21 protein-coding genes and 1 pseudogene are annotated in these 18,810 nt (G+C 64.0%); 7 read left to right on the top strand and 15 right to left on the bottom strand.

Annotated elements, in window-relative coordinates:
* Window positions 1-16: 16 nt before the first annotated feature.
* From EJ068_RS00875 to EJ068_RS00850, 6 genes are all read right to left on the bottom strand, one after another.
* Window positions 17-1,240, bottom strand: coding sequence for a multidrug effflux MFS transporter (locus EJ068_RS00875; protein WP_245463510.1), 1,224 nt, complete (start codon window positions 1,238-1,240; stop codon window positions 17-19).
* A 200-nt stretch (window positions 1,241-1,440) separates the two neighbouring features.
* A complete protein-coding gene (gene grxD, locus EJ068_RS00870; RefSeq protein WP_040981263.1) occupies window positions 1,441-1,776 on the bottom strand; it encodes a Grx4 family monothiol glutaredoxin in 336 nt (111 codons plus the stop codon).
* 152 nt (window positions 1,777-1,928) lie between these two features.
* Complete coding sequence (locus EJ068_RS00865) at window positions 1,929-2,162, bottom strand: BolA family transcriptional regulator (protein ID WP_006206026.1); 234 nt, start codon at window positions 2,160-2,162, stop codon at window positions 1,929-1,931.
* 107 nt (window positions 2,163-2,269) lie between these two features.
* Window positions 2,270-2,797, bottom strand: coding sequence for a hypothetical protein (locus EJ068_RS00860; protein WP_127250883.1), 528 nt, complete (start codon window positions 2,795-2,797; stop codon window positions 2,270-2,272).
* Window positions 2,798-2,889: 92 nt separating this feature from the next.
* Complete coding sequence (gene purL, locus EJ068_RS00855) at window positions 2,890-5,121, bottom strand: phosphoribosylformylglycinamidine synthase subunit PurL (RefSeq protein WP_127250884.1); 2,232 nt, start codon at window positions 5,119-5,121, stop codon at window positions 2,890-2,892.
* 146 nt (window positions 5,122-5,267) lie between these two features.
* Window positions 5,268-6,677, bottom strand: a complete 1,410-nt coding sequence (locus EJ068_RS00850; protein WP_127386014.1) for a PLP-dependent aminotransferase family protein — start codon at window positions 6,675-6,677, stop codon at window positions 5,268-5,270.
* Between the two features lie 88 nt (window positions 6,678-6,765).
* On the opposite strand from EJ068_RS00850, the gene EJ068_RS00845 reads away from it, so the two are divergent.
* Window positions 6,766-7,014, top strand: a complete 249-nt coding sequence (locus EJ068_RS00845; RefSeq protein WP_127253306.1) for a DUF1127 domain-containing protein — start codon at window positions 6,766-6,768, stop codon at window positions 7,012-7,014.
* A 22-nt stretch (window positions 7,015-7,036) separates the two neighbouring features.
* Here the strand turns inward: EJ068_RS00845 and EJ068_RS00840 are convergent.
* From EJ068_RS00840 to purC, 5 genes and pseudogenes are all read right to left on the bottom strand, one after another.
* Window positions 7,037-7,699, bottom strand: a pseudogene (locus EJ068_RS00840) (Pr6Pr family membrane protein).
* A 7-nt stretch (window positions 7,700-7,706) separates the two neighbouring features.
* A complete protein-coding gene (locus EJ068_RS00835) occupies window positions 7,707-8,117 on the bottom strand; it encodes a hypothetical protein (protein WP_127253304.1) in 411 nt (136 codons plus the stop codon).
* A 40-nt stretch (window positions 8,118-8,157) separates the two neighbouring features.
* Window positions 8,158-8,826: a phosphoribosylformylglycinamidine synthase subunit PurQ gene (purQ, locus tag EJ068_RS00830; protein WP_127253302.1), complete on the bottom strand. Its 669-nt coding sequence runs from the start codon at window positions 8,824-8,826 to the stop codon at window positions 8,158-8,160.
* A gap of 1 nt (window position 8,827) precedes the next feature.
* Window positions 8,828-9,067 (bottom strand): phosphoribosylformylglycinamidine synthase subunit PurS, encoded by a 240-nt coding sequence (gene purS, locus EJ068_RS00825; RefSeq protein WP_040995386.1) that lies wholly within the window; start codon window positions 9,065-9,067, stop codon window positions 8,828-8,830.
* A gap of 61 nt (window positions 9,068-9,128) precedes the next feature.
* Window positions 9,129-9,923 (bottom strand): phosphoribosylaminoimidazolesuccinocarboxamide synthase, encoded by a 795-nt coding sequence (gene purC, locus EJ068_RS00820; RefSeq protein WP_042644540.1) that lies wholly within the window; start codon window positions 9,921-9,923, stop codon window positions 9,129-9,131.
* A gap of 275 nt (window positions 9,924-10,198) precedes the next feature.
* On the opposite strand from purC, the gene EJ068_RS00815 reads away from it, so the two are divergent.
* Together EJ068_RS00815 and EJ068_RS00810 are read left to right on the top strand one after the other, a co-directional pair.
* Window positions 10,199-10,519 carry a DUF1476 domain-containing protein gene (locus EJ068_RS00815; RefSeq protein WP_042644542.1) on the top strand — a complete coding sequence of 107 codons (321 nt, stop codon included), beginning with the start codon at window positions 10,199-10,201 and terminating at the stop codon, window positions 10,517-10,519.
* A 108-nt stretch (window positions 10,520-10,627) separates the two neighbouring features.
* On the top strand, window positions 10,628-11,401 hold the full coding sequence (locus tag EJ068_RS00810) for an HpcH/HpaI aldolase/citrate lyase family protein (RefSeq protein ID WP_127253300.1): 774 nt from the start codon (window positions 10,628-10,630) through the stop codon (window positions 11,399-11,401).
* A gap of 8 nt (window positions 11,402-11,409) precedes the next feature.
* Here the strand turns inward: EJ068_RS00810 and EJ068_RS00805 are convergent, their stop codons facing one another.
* Window positions 11,410-11,967 (bottom strand): alpha/beta hydrolase, encoded by a 558-nt coding sequence (locus tag EJ068_RS00805; RefSeq protein ID WP_127253298.1) that lies wholly within the window; start codon window positions 11,965-11,967, stop codon window positions 11,410-11,412.
* 193 nt (window positions 11,968-12,160) lie between these two features.
* On the opposite strand from EJ068_RS00805, the gene EJ068_RS00800 reads away from it, so the two are divergent.
* The gene (locus EJ068_RS00800) at window positions 12,161-12,973 is read left to right on the top strand and encodes a VOC family protein (protein WP_127253296.1); all 813 of its coding nucleotides are present in this window, start codon (window positions 12,161-12,163) and stop codon (window positions 12,971-12,973) included.
* Window positions 12,974-13,168: 195 nt separating this feature from the next.
* Here the strand turns inward: EJ068_RS00800 and purB are convergent, their stop codons facing one another.
* Window positions 13,169-14,476: an adenylosuccinate lyase gene (gene purB / locus EJ068_RS00795; protein WP_127253294.1), complete on the bottom strand. Its 1,308-nt coding sequence runs from the start codon at window positions 14,474-14,476 to the stop codon at window positions 13,169-13,171.
* A 334-nt stretch (window positions 14,477-14,810) separates the two neighbouring features.
* On the opposite strand from purB, the gene EJ068_RS00790 reads away from it, so the two are divergent.
* A complete protein-coding gene (locus EJ068_RS00790; RefSeq protein ID WP_127386013.1) occupies window positions 14,811-15,068 on the top strand; it encodes a DUF2171 domain-containing protein in 258 nt (85 codons plus the stop codon).
* A gap of 15 nt (window positions 15,069-15,083) precedes the next feature.
* On the opposite strand, the gene EJ068_RS00785 is transcribed toward EJ068_RS00790, so the two are convergent.
* Window positions 15,084-16,100, bottom strand: coding sequence for a P1 family peptidase (locus tag EJ068_RS00785; protein ID WP_127386012.1), 1,017 nt, complete (start codon window positions 16,098-16,100; stop codon window positions 15,084-15,086).
* Window positions 16,100-17,170 (bottom strand): branched-chain amino acid ABC transporter substrate-binding protein, encoded by a 1,071-nt coding sequence (locus EJ068_RS00780; protein ID WP_127253501.1) that lies wholly within the window; start codon window positions 17,168-17,170, stop codon window positions 16,100-16,102. Before EJ068_RS00780 ends, EJ068_RS00785 begins: the two co-directional genes overlap by 1 nt.
* Before the next feature lie 192 nt (window positions 17,171-17,362).
* Here EJ068_RS00780 and EJ068_RS00775 point away from each other — a divergent pair, with 192 nt between their 5' ends.
* Together EJ068_RS00775 and EJ068_RS00770 are read left to right on the top strand one after the other, a co-directional pair.
* Window positions 17,363-17,857, top strand: a complete 495-nt coding sequence (locus tag EJ068_RS00775; protein WP_127253500.1) for a flavin reductase — start codon at window positions 17,363-17,365, stop codon at window positions 17,855-17,857.
* A 29-nt stretch (window positions 17,858-17,886) separates the two neighbouring features.
* Window positions 17,887-18,810, top strand: coding sequence for a MoxR family ATPase (locus EJ068_RS00770; protein WP_126060608.1), 924 nt, complete (start codon window positions 17,887-17,889; stop codon window positions 18,808-18,810).

The following is an 18,810-nucleotide window of genomic DNA, read 5'->3' as shown; positions in this document are numbered from 1 at the left end:
CCAGCCAGACGACAACCTAATGCAGATCGGTGACGTGCCCCGAAACAGGGGGATTGTGCGGCTGGAACATCCTGCCCCGCTCGGCGATTAGGATCATCAGCAAGGCCGCGACCGAAACGCTGCAGAAGCCTGCGGCCAGAGGCGTGACCGTGCCGTTATAGGCTTGGCCGATCGCCGCGCCGATCAGGGCGCCGAGAAAAGTCTGCATGAAGCCAAGGATGGATGCCGCCGTGCCGGCAAGCTCGCCGAGCGGCTCCATGGCCAGGGCGTTGAAATTCGCGCCCAGTCCGCCGAACGGCAGCATCGCGCCGGCAAAGAAGGTGATGAAGAGCCAGAGCGGCATCTGCATCTCCAACGAAACGACCAGCCAGGCAAGGCTGATGCACAGGAAGATGAGCAGCGCGCCTTGCGACAGACGGCGCATTCCGATCTGTCCGACCAGCCGCGAATTCAGATAATTGGAGAAGGCAAGCACGGCGGCGACACCGGCAAAGATCAGCGGGAACAATTCGCCGACATGGAAGATGTCGATGTAGATCTGTTGCGCCGAGCTGATGAAGCCGAACATGGCGGCGAAGATGAAGGTGCTGGCGAAGGCATAGCAAAGCGTGAGCCGGTTGGTGAGCACGATGCGGAAGCCGCCGACGACCGAGCTTACCGTGAGCGGCCGGCGATATTCCGCATGCAGCGTCTCCGGCAGGCGCAGCAGCGCCCAGGTCGAAACGATCAGCGCGCCGATGGCCATGGTCACGAAAATCCAGTGCCAAGTGGCGAACAGCATGACGAACTGGCCGATGCCTGGAGCGATGACGGGGATGGCCATGAACACCATGAAGATCAGCGACATCACTTCGGCCATACGCCGGCCTTCGAACGTGTCGCGCACGATCGAGACGGCGATGACGCGGGTCGCAGCCGCGCCGATGCCCTGGATGAGACGCCAGGTCAGCAACAAAGCGAAACTGGGCGCTATGGCGGCGGCAGCCGCGGCCACGACATAGACCACCAGGCCAAAGACCAGCGGCGCGCGGCGTCCAAAGCGATCCGAAATGGGCCCGAACAAAAGCTGTCCGCCGCCAAAGCCGAGCATATAGGCGGTGATGACATATTGGCGGTGGTTCTCGCTCTCGACGCCAAGCGAGGCGCCGATCTGCTGCAGCGCCGGCAGCATGATGTCGATGGCCAGGGAGTTGAGCGCCATCAGCGCTGCGCACAGCGCAATGAACTCCCAGCGCGGAATGGGCAAGCTGCTTGCCCGTTGCGACGCTTCTACCTGCTTGTCCACGGCAAAGTCCGATCTTTCAACGAACAAGCGCCGGCTGGCCGGCGCGCTGGTTCGTCTCATCCCCGAGATGCGGGTTCATGATTGCCGAGGTGGGGGCGGCCCCGGGCGATGCTTGCCGGCCGGAGAGTTAGCCTCCGCCGGCGAGCAAGATTGAATCAGGCTGCGCCTTTGACGCTGACGCCCTTTTCGACCAGGAAGTCCTGCAACTCGCCGGCCTGGAACATTTCACGGACGATGTCGCAACCGCCGACGAATTCACCCTTCACATAGAGCTGCGGGATGGTCGGCCAGTTGGAATAATCCTTGATGCCTTGGCGCAATTCGGCCGAGTCGAGTACGTTCACGCCTTTGTAGTCGGCCCCGATGTAATCGAGGATCTGCACTACCTGGCCAGAAAAGCCGCATTGCGGGAAGCCCGGGGTGCCCTTCATGAAGAGCACGACGTCGTTGCTCTTCACTTCATTGTCGATGTAGTCGCTGATGCCGGTCATGGACAATCCTTTCACGCCTGTGGGAGTCAGGCTCGAAGCATGTCCTTCAAATAAACCCATAGGGTGGCTGAAACAAGACGTTAGCCGAGACACTGGCCCAATGGCGCAAGGGATAACGCGATGTTGTGCCAAGCCTGAGAGGATGGCAGCGTTCAGTCCGGGACGCTGGTCTGCAGCGCCAGCGCGTGCAGCACGCCGCCCATATTGCCCTTCAGCGCGTCATAGACCATCTGGTGCTGCTGGACCCGGCTCTTGCCCCGGAAGCTTTCGGCAACGACCTCCGCCGCGTAATGGTCGCCGTCGCCGGCGAGATCACGGATCGTCACCTTGGCGTCCGGAATGCCTTCCTTGATCAGTTTTTCGATGTCGTGTGCATCCATTGCCATGGCAAAATCCTGTTTCAAGCGGGGCAGCTAGGCAGCACCTATGATCTGACTCGCGAGCCTAAAGCCTTTCCGACCCGGATTGAAGCCGTTCCGTCCGCGACAGCGGCCTAAGAATTATCCTGCTTCGAATGGACCACGCCGTCTTCGGTGACGTCATCGCGGGTCGAGAAGGCCCGGCCAAGGCTGAAGGTGAGTATATAAAGCGGGATGTTGATCAGCAGGCCGACGATCGGAAGATAGCTCGTCATTCGCCAGGCGGACGAGAAGAAGGGTTGGCCATAGCCGTCGCAGATCAAGGACGAGCCATAGTCCCAAGTCGCTCCGATGATCGCGGCAACGATGAAGAGCTTGATGCAGGTCGCGATATGCCGTGTTCGCGCCGGCTCCGGCGCTAGCCTGTCCCACAGCACCAGGCAGACGATCGGAACCGCGTAGATCAGGGTCTGCAAGACGAGCATCGGCAAAGTGGCATTGGCCGCGGCCAGGAACCCGTCGCGAGTTTCCAGCCGTGCGCACGCCTCGCTCGAGGTGGTCGACAGCAATAAGAAAACGAACGGGCCGAGGAACCAGAAGAAGAACAGCGAAGGCCAGAAGACGACTGCGATCAGCGCCTTCACAGTTAAATCATGTCGCATAAAAAAGGATTTATGCAACATGATTTAAGTCTTTTGTCGTAAGCATGTCTTTTCCCGAAACCGCTGCACACTTTCGGGAGACATGCTTCTGGTCAACTGGCCTGGTCCATGAAGCGCGGGAACCAGCCTTCATGGGCAGCCTTCAGCTCGCTGACCGGGACCGGCCGTGCGTCACCCAGTTTCAAGTCACGCCCTCCGGTGGTGCCGATCCAGGGCGCGAAGATGCCGAGCTTCTCCTGTTCCTGGCGGATCCTGTCCCATTCGCCGCTCTGCGGGTCGATCGACAGCGTCAGCAGGTAGCGGCCCTGGTCCTCGCCGAACCAGACCGGAATCGGATCGGTGCCGGTGAGCCCCGGAATGGCGGCGCCAATGCCGGAGGCCATCGCCATTTCGGCGAGCGCTATCGCCAGGCCGCCGTCGGAGATGTCGTGCGCGGCGGTGACGACGCCGGATGCAATCAGCGAGCGCACATGGTCGCCGACGCGCTTTTCATGCGCGAGATCGACCGGCGGCGGCGGACCGTCGGCGCGGCCGTGGATGTCGCGCATATAGACGGACTGGCCGAGATGGCTGCCCCAGCTCGGCGGCGCGCCGACCAGCACGATCATCTGGCCCTCGGCGGCAAAGCCGATGCGCGCCATCTTCGACCAGTCGGCGATCAGCCCGACGCCGCCGATGGTCGGCGTCGGCAGGATGCCGCGGCCATTGGTTTCGTTGTAGAGCGAGACATTGCCGGAGACGATCGGGAAGCCAAGCGCCCGGCAGGCATCGCCGATGCCCTTAACGGCACCGACGAACTGGCCCATGATCTCGGGCCGCTCCGGATTGCCGAAATTGAGGTTGTCGGTGGCGGCGAGCGGCAGCGCGCCGGTGGCGGTCAGGTTGCGCCAGCATTCGGCCACGGCCTGCTTGCCGCCTTCGTAAGGGTCGGCCTCGCAGTAGCGGGGCGTGACGTCGGAAGAGAAGGCGAGCGCCTTGGTCGGATGGCCCTCGACGCGCACCACGCCGGCGTCGCCGCCCGGAAGCTGCAGTGAGTTGCCCTGGATCAGCGTGTCGTATTGTTCCCACACCCAGCGCCGCGAGGAGAGATCCGGCCCACCCAGCATCTTGAGCAGCGCGTCGGCGACATCGGCCTTGGGCGCATCGTTGGCGGCGAGCGGCGCCGGCTTCTTCGCCTCGACCCAGGGGCGGTCATATTCCGGCGCCTGGTCGCCCAGCTCTTTGATCGGCAAATTGGCGACCTCGTTGCCCTGATGGATGACGCGGAAGCGCAGATCGTCGGTGGTCTTGCCGACAATGGCGAAGTCGAGCCCCCATTTGCGGAAGATCGCCTCGGCCTCCTCTTCCTTCTCGGGGCGCAGCACCATCAGCATGCGCTCCTGGCTTTCCGACAGCATCATCTCATAGGCGCTCATGCGCTCCTCGCGCACCGGCACCTGGTCGAGGTCGAGCTCGATGCCGAGGTCGCCCTTGGCGCCCATCTCGACCGCCGAGCAGGTGAGGCCGGCCGCACCCATGTCCTGGATGGCGATGACGGCGCCCGACGCCATCAACTCGAGGCAGGCTTCCAGCAGGCATTTTTCGGTGAAGGGGTCGCCGACCTGCACGGTCGGGCGTTTCTCCTCGATCTTGTCGTCGAACTCGGCCGAGGCCATGGTGGCGCCGCCGACGCCGTCGCGTCCGGTCTTGGCGCCGAGATAGACGACCGGCAGGCCGACGCCCTTGGCCTGCGACAGGAAGATGGCATTGGTCTTGGCAAGACCCGCCGCAAAGGCGTTGACCAGGATGTTGCCGTTGTAGCGGGCGTCGAAGTTGACCTCGCCGCCGACCGTCGGCACGCCGAAGGAATTGCCGTAGCCGCCGACGCCGGAAACCACGCCGGCGACGAGATGCCGGGTCTTGGGATGATCCGGCGCGCCGAAGCGCAGCGCGTTCATCGCCGCGACCGGCCGCGCGCCCATGGTGAAGACGTCGCGCAGGATGCCGCCGACGCCGGTCGCGGCACCCTGATAGGGCTCGATGTAGGAGGGGTGGTTGTGGCTCTCCATCTTGAAGACGACGCAGTCGCCGTCGCCGATGTCGACCACGCCGGCATTCTCGCCAGGGCCCTGGATGACCTGCGGACCGCTGGTCGGCAGCGTGCGCAGCCATTTCTTTGAGGACTTGTAGGAGCAGTGCTCGTTCCACATCGCCGAGAAGATGCCGAGCTCGGTGAAACTTGGCTCGCGGCCGACCAGATCCAGGATGCGCTGGTATTCATCGGGCTTCAGCCCGTGCGCGGCGACGAGCTCGGGGGTGATCGGCACGGAATTGGAAATGGTCATGAGCGGCGATTTTTGTCCGTGGGAGAGGGGAGGTTCTTCGAGTCTCCTCATATCGCAAGCTTTCGCGCGATACACCCCCACCAGATAGGGAAAACGCCGGAAAACTGCCACTCCCGCGGTGCTTAGGTCTGGGCTTTCAGGCTTGATCAGGAAAAACTGTCGTAGCCGGCGCGGCCTTCGTCGAGCAGGCGGCGGATGACGGCGACGCCGCCGGCGACATCCTGGCTTTGCCGCGGCTGCGAGACGCCGAAGCGCACGCCGTGAAAGACCTGCTCGGAGCGGCCGGCCTTGAACTCGTCCTCGTCGTCGATAAGCACGCCTTGCGCCAGGCAGGCGTTCTTGAAGGTGCCGGAGAGCCATGGATCGGGCAGCGTCAGCCAGACGAAGGGCACGTTGTTCCGCGCCTTGAAGTCGAAGCCCGTCAGCACGTCGCGCACGATGGCGAGGCGCGTCTGGATTTCGGCAACGCAGCGCTTGCGGATATCGCTTGCCTGCCCCGACGTCACCAGCCTCGTGCCGACCTCGGCCAGCAGGAATGGCAGGCCGCCGGTCATCATCTTGTGGGCGACACGGATGCGGTGGCGGTAGGCCGGCGGGCAGGAAAGCCAGCCGCCGCGCACGCCGGCGGCGACCGACTTCGACAAGCCGCCGGCGACGATGGTGCGCTCGGGCGCATATTCGGCCAGCAACGGCGTCGGGTCGTCGGTGAGCTCGCCGTAAAGGTCGTCCTCGATCAGCGCGACATTGTATTCGCGCGCGATCCGCGCGATCGCCTGCCGCCGCTCCGCCGACAGCGTCACCAGTGTCGGGTTCTTCGCGGTCGGCATCAGGAACATGACCTTTGGGTGTTTCTGCGCACAGACGCGCTCGAAATCATCCGGGTTGATGCCGTTGTCGTCAGTCGAGACCAGCGCGATGCGTCGCCCGATCAGCCCGGCGCTGCGCGCGATCTGCGAATAGGTGAGGTGCTCGAAGACGACGTAGTCGCCGGGCATGGTCAGCGCCGCGATCGCTGCCATGACCGCGGCATGCGTGCCCAGCGTCGGCACGATCGAATCGGGCGAGGGGCGGAAGGCGTTGCGGGCCAGCCAGCGGCTGCCCGCCTCGTACCAGCGTTCGGGAAAATCACGCGTGTAGCTCGAAATTTCGTGCGGGTGCTCCTGCGCCGTGCGCGCCAGGATGTCGGCGATCACCGCACCCTGGCCGACATCGGGCGCGGCGGTGCTGTCGAAGCGCAGCTTGCCGCTCGGCGCGTCGATGGGGCGCGTACCTTGCAAGCCAGGTTCGAGGTCGGGTTTCGGCGCCTCGGCGCGCTGGCCGAGCACATAGGTGCCGCGACCGACCTCGCCGCTCACCAAACCGCGTTCACGCAGCAGCTGATAGGCCCTGCCGATGGTGCCGACAGTCGTGCCGATGTCATAGGCGAGATCGCGCTGCGGCGGCAGTTTTGCACCGGCATCGATGACGCCCTTGTCGATATCTGACTCAATGCTGTCAGCAAGGCGCTGATAGAGCGGACCGGAGCCAGTGGAGAGGTCAGGGAGCCAATTTGTCATGGTGACAATTATCTATATTGCACCGCGCGATGAGTCAATCCATATCGAACCCACGATTGGAAAGGTACAATCGAGACAAGGGACGACAATGGATACAATTGATACAATTCGCTACGCTCGCCCGGCTTTTGGCGCGCAAGCCGAGCCCTTGGCCCATCGCGGCGTTGTCGGCCGGCTGGTGGTTGTGCTCCGTTCCATCGCCAGGCAGATCGACCGCATGCTCGAGCGCCGGCGCGGCCGCCTCGCACTGCTTGAGATGACAGACGAGCAGCTCAAGGATATCGGCATCTCACGCTGCGATGCCCATCGCGAAGGCATCAGGTCGTTCTGGGAGTGACGCCCCGTCGTCGAATGGCAACCTATCGGCGGCCCGATTGAACGCGGGTTGCGGGTTTCCCCCGCAATCCGCCGATGCCGTGATCGATCAGCACGGCAAGCACACTCGATCCGACGAACAGCGCCGTGACGCCCACGGCCGAAACGGCGACGCTGGCCGCGCCGGTTCTTGGTCACGTCGAGGAACGGATAGGGCACTTCGCCGGCGAAGGGCGCGCGGATCAGCGCGTAGCCGAGATAGGTGAGCGGATAGATCATCCACCAGGAGATATCGCGCCAGCGCGTCGAGCCATCCGCGCCGGCAATGAGCCACCACAGCACGAAGATCAGCGGCGTGACATAGTGGAGCAGGATGTCGCAAAGCAGGAACAGGCCCTGTGTTGCCAAAGCCCTGCCAGCACGGTCGCGTAGACGATGAAGACCAGCGTGATGGACACCGCGACGCCGGCGCGCATGCGCTGCCCGGCGAAGGCCGGGAACCAAGCATAGCCGGTGGGTGACAGCAGCGAAGCATGCACCATCACGGCGGCGATGTTGGTCAAGATGGTGAAGAAGCTGAGAAGAAAGACGATCGAGCCTAGCAGGCTGCGCCCGGCCGCCATCGACGCCGGAATGGTGATCGCGGCTTGCAGGACAAGCGCAATCAGCCCGATGACCAGCCCCGCGATCTGCAGGAACCGGCTCATGGCAGGTTCACGCGGCAGCCGCGCAGGACGGGTTTCCGGCCTGCCAGCGGGCAATGTCGGAACCGATGCGGGCGCCGAGCGGCTCGTTCATCAGCGGCCCGAACACGTCGACGCGGCTGGAATTGCCCTGCGCCTGCACGACCAGCAGCGGCTTGCCGCCATAATGCTTGGCGGGCACCAGCAGGAAGCGCGGCGTGCCGCTGTAGGAATTGAGCTCGTTGGCCATCTGGTAGGCCTTGAAGGCCGGATCCTTGCTGGCGATCCAGCATTTATGCGCCGAAATGGCGACCTGTTCCATGGCAAGCAGTGAGGCGCTTTTGCCCGAGGGAACCGGCGTCGTCTTGGGGCTGGACTGGCAGGAAGCCAAGGCGAGCCCGGCGGCGGCCAGGAGAGCAAGGCGAGCGATCGTCGGTCTCATGGTCAGTCCGCCCCCGCGTTCCGATAGGATTCTTAAAGGATCAAGCCGCGAGGCCGAGCGCGCTTTCGAACAACGCGCGTCCATCATTGCCGCCATGCGCCGCCTCGATCAGGTTTTCGGGATGCGGCATCAGACCGAGCACGTTGCCCTTGTCGTTGACGATGCCGGCAATATCGTTGATCGAGCCGTTGGGATTGGTGCCTTCGGCGTAGCGGAACACCACCTGGCCTTCGCCTTCGAGCCGGGCGAGCGTCTCGGCGTCGGCGAAGTAATTGCCGTCATGATGCGCCACGGGCGAGCGGATGATCTGCCCGGGCTTGTAGTGCCGGGTGAACATGGTGTTGGCGTTGGCGATCTCGAGCTTCACCTGGCGGCAGACGAATTTCAGCGAGGCGTTGCGCATCAGCGCGCCGGGCAGAAGGCCCGCCTCGACCAGGATCTGGAAGCCGTTGCAGACGCCGATGACGGGCACGCCCTTGGCGGCCTTTTCGGCGACCGCCCGCATCACCGGCATGCGCGCCGCGATCGCGCCGCAGCGCAGATAGTCACCGAAGGAGAAGCCGCCGGGGATGGCGATCAAGTCGACATCGGGGATCTCGGTGTCGGTCTGCCAGACCGTGGCCGGCGCCTGGCCGGAAATCTTGGTAAGCGCCGCGATCATGTCGCGGTCGCGGTTGAGGCCAGGCAGGAGGACGACGGCTGATTTCATGTCAGGCGATCTCCACCGCGTAATTCTCAATCACCGTGTTTGCCAGAAGCTTGTCGCACATAGCCTTGAGATCTGCTTCGGCCTTGGCCTTGTCGGTTCCGGTGAGCTCGATGTCGAACACCTTGCCCTGGCGAACCTGGCCGACGCCGTCGAAGCCCAATCCGGAGAGCGCATGCTCGATCGCCTTGCCCTGCGGGTCGAGGACGCCGTTCTTGAGGGTCACGGTGATGCGGGCTTTCATCGATACTCCTAAGTGATGGATCGGGCGGTGGACCTGCCATTGCCCGGCAGGCCGGTCGGTATTAGTGCTTCAGGCCCTTGGGCGCATCGGAAGAGGCCACGAGAACCGGGCCCGTCGGGCGCGGCGGCTCGTTCTCGTTGATGATGCCGAGACGGCGGGCGACTTCCTGATACGCCTCGACGAGGCCGCCCATGTCGCGGCGGAAGCGGTCCTTGTCGAGCTTGTCCTGGGTGGCGACATCCCACAGCCGGCAGGAATCCGGCGAGATCTCGTCGGCGACGACGATGCGCATCATGTCGCCCTCGAACAGGCGACCGCATTCGATCTTGAAGTCGACGAGCTGGATGCCGACGCCGAGGAACAGGCCGGAAAGGAAGTCGTTGACGCGAATGGCCAAGGCCATGATGTCGTCGATCTCCTGCGGGCTCGCCCAGCCGAAGGCGGTGATGTGCTCTTCCGACACCATCGGATCGTCGAGCGCATCGGCCTTGTAATAGAATTCGATGATCGAGCGCGGCAGCACCGTGCCTTCCTCGATGCCGAGGCGCTTGGACAGCGAGCCGGCGGCGACATTGCGCACGACGACCTCGAGCGGGATGATCTCCACTTCCTTGATCAACTGCTCGCGCATGTTGAGCCGGCGGATGAAGTGGGTCGGGATGCCCATGCGGTTCAAGTGATTGAAGATGTGCTCGGAAATGCGGTTGTTGAGCACGCCCTTGCCATCGACCACTTCATGTTTCTTCTTGTTGAAGGCGGTGGCGTCATCCTTGAAGAACTGGATCAGCGTGCCCGGCTCAGGGCCCTCATAGAGGATCTTGGCCTTGCCTTCGTAAATGCGGCGGCGATTTTTCATTTGATTTTTTCTCTGGGTCTGCGGGCAGGCGGCAAATGACCGGTTCCTGTCCGTCTGCCTAAATTAGTATGGCGACGGCGGCGTTCAATGCCGGTGTTATCGCAATCGCCTGGTTTGCTCAATCGCCAAATCCGGCGAATCAACCGCTTTCGGGACTGAAATGCCGCAGCGCAGCATGCGACGAAGTATATTGACCGGGTCGCGGCCTTTTGATTTGTGCTTGCCCATCACACATATTCACCGCGAACGCGAATCGGATTGATCGGAGGGACGTCATGAGCAGCATGAAAGACCGCGAAGAGGGCTTTGAGCGCAAATTCGCCTTCGACGAGGAACTTCGCTTCAAGGCCGCGGCCCGGCGCAACAAGGCGCTTGGCCTGTGGGCCGCCGAGAAGCTGGGCAAATCCGGCGCCGATGCCGAAGCCTATGCCAAGGAAGTGGTGGTCTCAGATATCGAGGAGGCGGGCGACCACGACGTCTTCCGCAAGATTCGCAAGGATTTCGATGCCGCCGGCGTCAACCAGTCCGACCATCAGATCCGCCGCACCATGGACGAGTTGATGGCCCAGGCCATCGAGCAGATCAAGAATGCCTGAGGCCGGATTCTAGCTGGACCAATCGACCGCCCGGCCAAACCGGGCGGTTTTTCTTTGCCTTTGCCGTCGTTTCCGGCTGAACTGCGGGTTGTCATCAAGGAAGGTCCGATGTCGCTCAAATCCCGCCTGGTCGCCGACGAAACGCTGTTCACCGCCTGGTCCGGGGTGCCGGACGCGCTGACGGTGGAAATCATCGCCAAGCAGGATTTCGACGCCGTCACCCTCGACATGCAGCATGGCGGCCACCACGAGGACAGCGTGCTGCGCGGCCTGGCGCCGGTGCTGGCCGCCAACAAGCCCGCGCTGGTGCGCATTCCGGTCGGGCGCTTCGACATGGCGAGCCGCGCGCTTGATTTCGGCGCCGAGGCAGTGATCGCGCCGATGGTGAACTCGGTGGCCGACGCACGGCAGTTCGCCGCCGCGATGAAATATCCGCCTGTGGGCGAGCGCTCCTGGGGGCCGACTTATGCGTTCCCGCGCCACGGCAAGGGCGACCATGCCGAATGGCTGCGCGATTCAAACCAGCGCACCATGGCCTTCGCGATGGTCGAGACGCGGGCGGCATTCGAGGCGCTCGACGGCATCCTCGACACGCCCGGCGTCGACGGCATCTTCGTCGGTCCGTCGGATTTCTCGATCGCCTGGTCGAACGGAACGACCGTCAATTCGACGCTGGAAAGCATGATGGAGGCGGTCGCTTCGATCGCCGAGCGGACGCGCAAGGCCGGTAAGCATGCGGCGATCTACGTCATCGAGCCGGCAATTGCCGGCCGCGTCGTGTCGATGGGCTATCGGCTGCTCGCCATGGGCTCGGACCACACGCTGATCTCGATCGGCGCGAAGACCCTCCTGAAGAGCATGCGGGATTCCATAGGCTCTTGAGGTCAGCCTTAGGGCTGCTTCAACTCCGTCAGGAATTTGGCGAAGGTCATCGAACCCTCGGGCCACGGGCCGAAGCCGGCGTCGTGGTTGAGATGGCCGGCCTCGCCGGCGTCGATGAAGAGAGACCCCCAAGCGGCGGCGATGTCCTCGGCGACCTCGAAGGCGCAGAACGGATCGTTGCGGCTGGCAATCACGATCGACGGGAAGGGCAGGGGATCGCGCGAATAAGGACCGAAGGTCATCAGGTGCCTCGGCCTGATTTCCGGATTGGACACATCCGGCGGCGCCACGAAGAAGGCTCCGGCGACCGGTTTCCTGAATTGCGGGATGGCCTGCACAGCGGCCGTGACGCCAAGCGAATGCGCAACGAGCACCACGGGCCGCTCAGCTTCGTTGACGGCGTTCGCCACGCTCGTCGTCCAATCCTCGCGCACGGGCTTGGTCCATTCCGCCTGCTCGACCCGGCGCGCCGTCGACAGTTTCGACTGCCAGCGGGTCTGCCAGTGCTCGGGGCCGGAATTGGTGTAGCCCGGCACGATCAGGATATCTGCGTCTTTGACTTTCATGGCGCGGATGTAGCGAGCGGCTGTGGCGGCTGCAACCCTGTCGCTAACATCGGGATGGCCGTAATTGTGAACAACTTGTTCGATTCTTGCTCTCTTGTGTGAACGATCGCAATCGACGATTTGGAGGGGGAACAAGAGCTGGCGGCCTGGAACCCCCATTTGGGGAATAGGCGCCGCCCAAACGGAGAGTTTGATGAGCGAACTGCCTTTTGCCGCGACCACCCCGGTCAGCGTGTCGCGTGTCGGGTTGAAGGCGCGCGATGCCGAGAGCCTTGCCGCCTATTATCGCGCGGTCGTCGGCCTGCAGGAATTGCGCCGCGCCGATGGCGCGATCACGCTTGGCGCCGCCAACCGGCCATTGCTGGTGCTTGAACAGGATGCTTCGGCGAAGCCCGACGATCCGCGCAGCGCCGGCCTTTTTCACACCGCTTTCCTGTTGCCGTCGCGAGCGGACCTTGGCCGCTGGATCAGCCACGCCGCCGCCAACCGTATCGGCATAGAAGGCGCCTCGGACCATCTGGTCAGCGAGGCGCTCTATCTGACCGACCCGGAAGGCAACGGCATCGAGATCTATGCCGACCGCCGTCCGCAGGATTGGAAATGGAACGGCGACAAGGTCGCCATGGCGACCGAGCGGCTGAACCTGCCGGCGGTGGTGGGCAGCGTGCCGGCGGGCGATGCCGGCTGGCAGGGCGCGCCGGAAAACACCATTGTCGGCCATGTGCATCTGCGCGTCGGCCGGCCGGAGGACGCCGAAGCCTGGTGGCATGACCAGTTCGCCTTCGACACCGTCGCAAAATATGGCAGCCAGGCGGTGTTCCTGTCGTCCGGCCATTACCACCATCATATCGGCGCCAATGCCTGGCAGAGCGCCAGTGCCGGCCGTCGCGATCCGTCACGCTCAGGTCTCGCCTGGGTAGAGATGCGCTCGGATAATGTGAAGGATGAAACGAGCCACGAGGATCCGTGGGGCACGGTGATCAGGACGGTGCCTGGCAAGGCTTGAGCTGGCTTCGGTGGCAGTGTCTTTCTCCCCGTCACTATACGGGGAGAAATGCCCGGCAGGGCAATGAGGGGCAGCGCCGAGTCTTGAGATTGTCTTTTCGTCCGCACGGCCTATAAGCGCAGTGATCGCCTAGGGCAGCGCCGCCCCTCATCCGCCCTTCGGGCACCTTCTCCCCGCGAACGGGGAGAAGGAAGGTCAAGCTTCCCCAAACACCCGCTTGAAGATCGTGTCGACATGCTTGGTGTGGTAGCCGAGGTCGAATTTCTCGCGGATCTCGCCTTCGGAGAGGGCCGCCGTCACGTCCTTGTCGGCCAGCAGTTCCTCGAGGAAATCGGCGCCGTGCTCCCAGACTTTCATGGCGTTGCGCTGCACCAGACGGTAGGCGTCCTCGCGTGACAGGCCGGCCTGGGTCAGCGCCAGCAGCACACGCTGCGAATGCACCAGGCCTCTGAACTTGTTGAGGTTCTTCTCCATGTTCTCGGGATAGACGAGCAGCTTGTCGACGACGCCGGTGAGGCGCGCCAGCGCGAAATCCAGCGTCACCGTCGCGTCCGGCCCGATCATGCGCTCTACCGAGGAATGCGAAATGTCGCGCTCGTGCCAGAGCGCAACATCCTCCATGGCAGGCAGGGCCATCGACCGCACCATGCGGGCAAGGCCGGTGAGGTTTTCGGTCAGCACCGGGTTGCGCTTGTGCGGCATGGCCGAGGAGCCCTTCTGGCCCGGCGAGAAATACTCTTCCGCTTCCAGCACTTCGGTGCGCTGCAGATGGCGGATCTCGACGGCGAGGCGTTCGACCGACGAGGCGATCACGCCAAGCGTGGCAAAGAACATGGCGTGCCGGTCGCGCGGGATCACCTGCGTCGATACCGGCTCCGGCTTCAGCCCGAGCTTCGCCGCCACATGCTCTTCGACATAGGGCTCGATGTTGGCGAAGGTGCCGACCGCGCCGGAGATCGCACATGTCGCGATATCCTCCCGCGCGTGCACCAGCCGGTCGCGGCAGCGCGAGAACTCGGCATAGGCTTGCGCCAGCTTGACGCCGAAGGTGGTCGGCTCGGCATGGATGCCGTGGCTGCGGCCGATGGTGACAGTGTCCTTGTGCTCGAAGGCGCGGCGCTTCAGCGCGGCGAGCAGGGCGTCGATGTCGGCGAGCAGGATGTCGCTGGCGCGGGTCAATTGCACCGCAAGGCAGGTGTCCAGCACGTCCGACGAGGTCATGCCCTGGTGGATGAAGCGGGCATCCGGTCCGACGAATTCGGCGAGATGGGTGAGGAAAGCGATGACATCATGCTTGGTGACGCGCTCGATCTCGTCGATCTTGGCGACGTCGAACTTGGCCGCGCCGCCTTTTTCCCAGATGGTCCTTGCCGCTTCCTTCGGGATGACGCCCAGTTCCGCCAGCGCATCGCAGGCATGCGCCTCGATCTCGAACCAGATGCGGAAGCGGGTTTCGGGCGACCAGATGGCGACCATTTCCGGCCGGGAATAGCGAGGGATCATCTGTTTTCAGTCCTGCCTGGGAGAAGCGTCGGCCGCGTCCTAACAGAGGCGGGCCCAATGCTCAACGCTACTGCCGCTCAAACCGGATGGCTAATGCCGGTTCCCGGCAATACCTGGCCCGGCAACGCAACAGCAACACAGGATCGATCCCTTAGGTACGGCCATTTCGCGTCGCGTGGCCGCGGCCGTCATCGGTCCGACATTTGTCTCAAGGACGTCATGCCTATCACTCCATGGTGAACGAGACGTGCCGCGCGATGCATCCAATCCGGCTTTCATTTGTTATTGTCGGCCCGTCTCGCACCCGAAAGGGCACATCCAGCGGAGAACCAGCATGAGCACCGACATCAGCAAGATACGCGGACATATGGAAGTGATCGGCGCCGACGGCGTCCATATCGGCACCGTCGACAAGGTCGAGGGCGACCGGATCAAGCTGACCAAGGCCGACAGCGGCATGGGCTCGCACAAGGGCCATCACCATTATATTTCGCTCGCCCTGGTCGGGGAGATCGACGGCCAGAAGGTCTGGCTTTCCGCGAATTCCGATGTCGCCGTAACCTTCGAGGAAGAAAAGTCCGATCCGACCTGATCGGCGCCGAGCCGTTCAGCGCGACGACCAGACAGGAAACAGATCGCCTTCGGCAGGCATAGCGGCATGGACGCCGCGGCTGATCGCGCGCGCCATGGTTGCGCCGGCCGCCGCGAACAGGTCTATCGCGGCATCGGCGCCGAGCTCGATGCCACTCCTGCCGGTCGCCAGGGCGAACACCAGATCGCCGTCCGCCGGCGTATGGGTCGGCCAGATGGCGCGGGCGAAGCCGTCATGCGCCGAAATCGCCAGCCGCTTGGCCGCGGCCTTGGTCAGCACGGCGTCGGTGGCGATAACGGCGATGGTGGTGCTGCCGGCTTCCCCATGTCCGCCAACACGCCGGTCGCGGTATTTCAGGAGGATCTTCCTGGCGTCTTCGGGCAGCGGATCAGGATAGCCCAGGCCGCCGAACTCGTCGCCGATCTCGAAGGGCGCCGCCCAGAAATGGCGGCTGCCGCCGACCGTCACCGAGCCAGTAGGGTTGACGGCGGCGAGCGCACCGATGGTGACGCCGCTGCCGAGCAAGGTCGAAGCCGAGCCCAGACCGCCCTTCAGCCCGGAGGTCAACGCGCCGGTGCCGGCGCCGGCCGTACCGATGGCGAAATCGGCGATTGCCGTCTGCACGGCCTCATAGCCGAGCTCGCGATAGGGCGGATAACGGCCCCAATCCTTGTCGCCGCCATTGCGCAGGTCGAACAGGATCGCGGCCGGCACGATCGGCACGCGGAAGCCGCCGACCTCGACGCCGATGTTCTTCTCGCGCAGCGCCGCCTGCACGCCTGAGGCGGCGTCGAGGCCGAAGGCCGAGCCCCCGGACAGGACGACGGCATGGATCGTCGCGATCGAATTCTGAGGCTCGAGCAGGTCGGTCTCGCGCGTGCCCGGCGCGCCGCCCAGCACCTGGACGCCAGCCACGGCAGGTTCGTCGCACAGCACCACCGTGACGCCGGATTTCAGCCCGGCGTCGGCGGCATTGCCGACGCGAAGACCAGCAACGTCGGTGATCAGATTGCGCGGTCCGGTGCGGAACATCACTTGCCCTCCAGCGGTACGAAATGCGTGCCGTCGAAGCGGAAGACGCGGAACGGGTTCTGGCTGAGGTCGCCCTTGTCGTCGAAGCGGATGGTGCCGATCGCGGTCGCGAAATCATGGCCGGTCAGCGCTTCGCCCAGCGGCCGGCCGGAGCTTTCCGCATCGGCCAGCGCGGCTTTGGCGATCTCGACCGCGGCATAGGACGGCAGCGTGTAGCCGTCCGGCACGATGTTTTTTGCGCCGAAGGCCTGCACGATCCTGGGGTCGGCGACCTCCGACCATTCCGGCGGCGCGATCATCAGCGTGCCGGCGGCGTAAGGCACATCGCCAGGCGGCGTGCGCAGGTTCTCGCCGCCGGCGAAAGTGATGCCTGCGTCGAGCTGGGCGGCGTCGCGGCCCATGATGGCGATGTCGTCGCCGTCGCCGCCGGCAAACACTTTCGTTGCGCCGGCCTTCTTCAGCCGGCCGACCAACCCGATCTGGTTGTCGAGCTGCGGCCTGAAAGTGTCGGTGAATACCGGCTTCAAGGCTGCCTGTTCGACCGCGGCGCGAAGAGTCTCGGCCATCTCGCGGCCATAGATGGTGCCGTCATCGATTATGGCGAAGAGGTCGTCGCGCCACAGCTGAGTAAGCTTGGCGGCGACCGCGTTGCGCTCATCGTCGCCGCGCGGGCCGAGCCGGTAGACCGGCCAGCCGGTCTTGGCGCGCCGGTCGGTCAGGCTTTCGGTGCGCACGCCGACCGTGATCACCGGAATGTTGGCGTCCTTGAGGATCGGCAGCGCCGCCTCGATCGCCTCGGTGCAGAGAAAGCCCACCACGATATCGACTTTGGCGTCGACGAATTCCTTTGCCGCCGCGGCGCCGCCATCGGCAGTGCAGGCATCGTCTGCGGTCTTGATCGCAACGCCGTTCGCCTCTGCCGCTAAGGCTGCGCCATCCTCAACTTGCTTGCCCAGGATCGCCGACGGACCGGAAAGCGGCGCCGCAACGCCGACCAGCGTCTCGGCCTCGGCGCTCGCGGCCAGCGACAGCCAGAACAGCACGGCTGATGTCGTCGTGAGAAGACGCATTCGGGCTAAGAGATCCTCCATGCCGGGAATACAGTCCCGACACTATTCCAGGAAATGCCTAAAGGCTGGCTAAGCGGCGCGCAACACGCGAATTTGCGGATTGCGGTCAAGCACTTCGCCCGTGATAGATAACTTGTGGCGTGCAATATGCCGCCATATATAACGGGCTTGTTCCGACAGGTGGATTATCGCGTGCTGAAGATCAACGACATCGGGCCGCAGCACTATCGCGATGCGATGGCGCATTTTGCCGGCCATGTGCATGTGGTGACCACGGACGGGCCCGGCGGCAAACGCGGCGCGACGGTGATCGCCGCCTGTTCGGTTTCGGACACGCCGCCGACGGTTCTGGTCTGCCTCAACCGTGAGAACGCCAAGAACGAAGCCTTCATCAAGAACGGCAGGTTCGCGCTCAACACGCTTGCCTCGGACCAGGAAGCCGTCTCGGTAGGCTTTTCCGGTGTCACCGGCTTGCCGGCGGAGGAGCGCTTTGCGCTGGCCGAGTGGGATGTGATCTCGACCGGCGCGCCGACGCTGAAGGGCGCCCTTGCCGTGTTCGATTGCGAGATCATCGACGCCAAGGATCTTGCCACCCACCGTGTGCTTTTTGGCAAGGTGACAGGCCTGCGCATCGGCGATAATTTGCGGCCGCTGATCTACTATAACCGCGACTATCACGTCCTTTGAAACGTGCAAGCGGTACTCACGGAGACAGGATGACCGCGCCGCGCCCCGCGCCGAAATCGATCGACGAAACGCTCGATCTTTTGACCGCCGCGGACTATGTCGCGGATCGCTCGCTGGCGACCGTGCTGTTTCTTTCACTGCGCATGAAGCGGCCCTTGTTCCTCGAAGGCGAGGCGGGCGTCGGCAAGACCGAGATCGCCAAGGTGCTGGCCGACGCGCTCGGCCGCCGGCTGATCCGGCTGCAATGCTATGAAGGGCTCGACGTCTCCTCGGCCGTCTATGAGTGGAATTATGCCGCGCAGATGATCGAGATCCGCATGGAGGAGGCGGCCGGCAAGGTCGTGCGCTCCGACATGGAGCGTAACGTATTCTCCGAAAAATACCTGATCCGCCGCCCGGTGCTCGACGCGCTGACCGGCAAGGCCGGCGCGGCGCCGGTGTTCCTGATCGACGAGCTCGACCGCACCGACGAAGCCTTCGAGGCGTTCCTTCTCGAGATCCTGTCGGACTTCCAGGTTACGGTTCCCGAGCTTGGCACGATCAAGGCGGAAGAGCCGCCGATCGTCATCATCACCACCAACCGCACGCGCGAAATCCACGACGCGCTGAAGCGGCGCTGCCTTTATCACTGGGTCGATTATCCGAACGCCGAGCGCGAGCTGGAGATCGTGCGCCGCAAGGTGCCGCAGGCGAACCGACGGCTGTCGGCGGAGGTCGTGTCCTTCGTCCAGAAGCTGCGCCAGGTCGAGCTGTTCAAGGCGCCCGGCGTTGCCGAAACCATCGACTGGGCGGGTGCGCTCACCGAGCTCGACAAGGTGGCGCTCGACCCGGAGACCGTGTCCGACACGATCGGCGTGCTTTTGAAATACCAGGACGATATTGCCCGCATCGGTGAGGGCGAGGGCCGGCGTATCCTCAATGAGGTGAAGGCCGAGCTTTCGGCGGCGGAGTAG

This window comes from Mesorhizobium sp. M2A.F.Ca.ET.043.02.1.1, assembly GCF_003952405.1.
In the GTDB taxonomy this organism is placed as follows: domain Bacteria; phylum Pseudomonadota; class Alphaproteobacteria; order Rhizobiales; family Rhizobiaceae; genus Mesorhizobium.
This window is presented reverse-complemented; position numbering and strand designations above follow the sequence as displayed.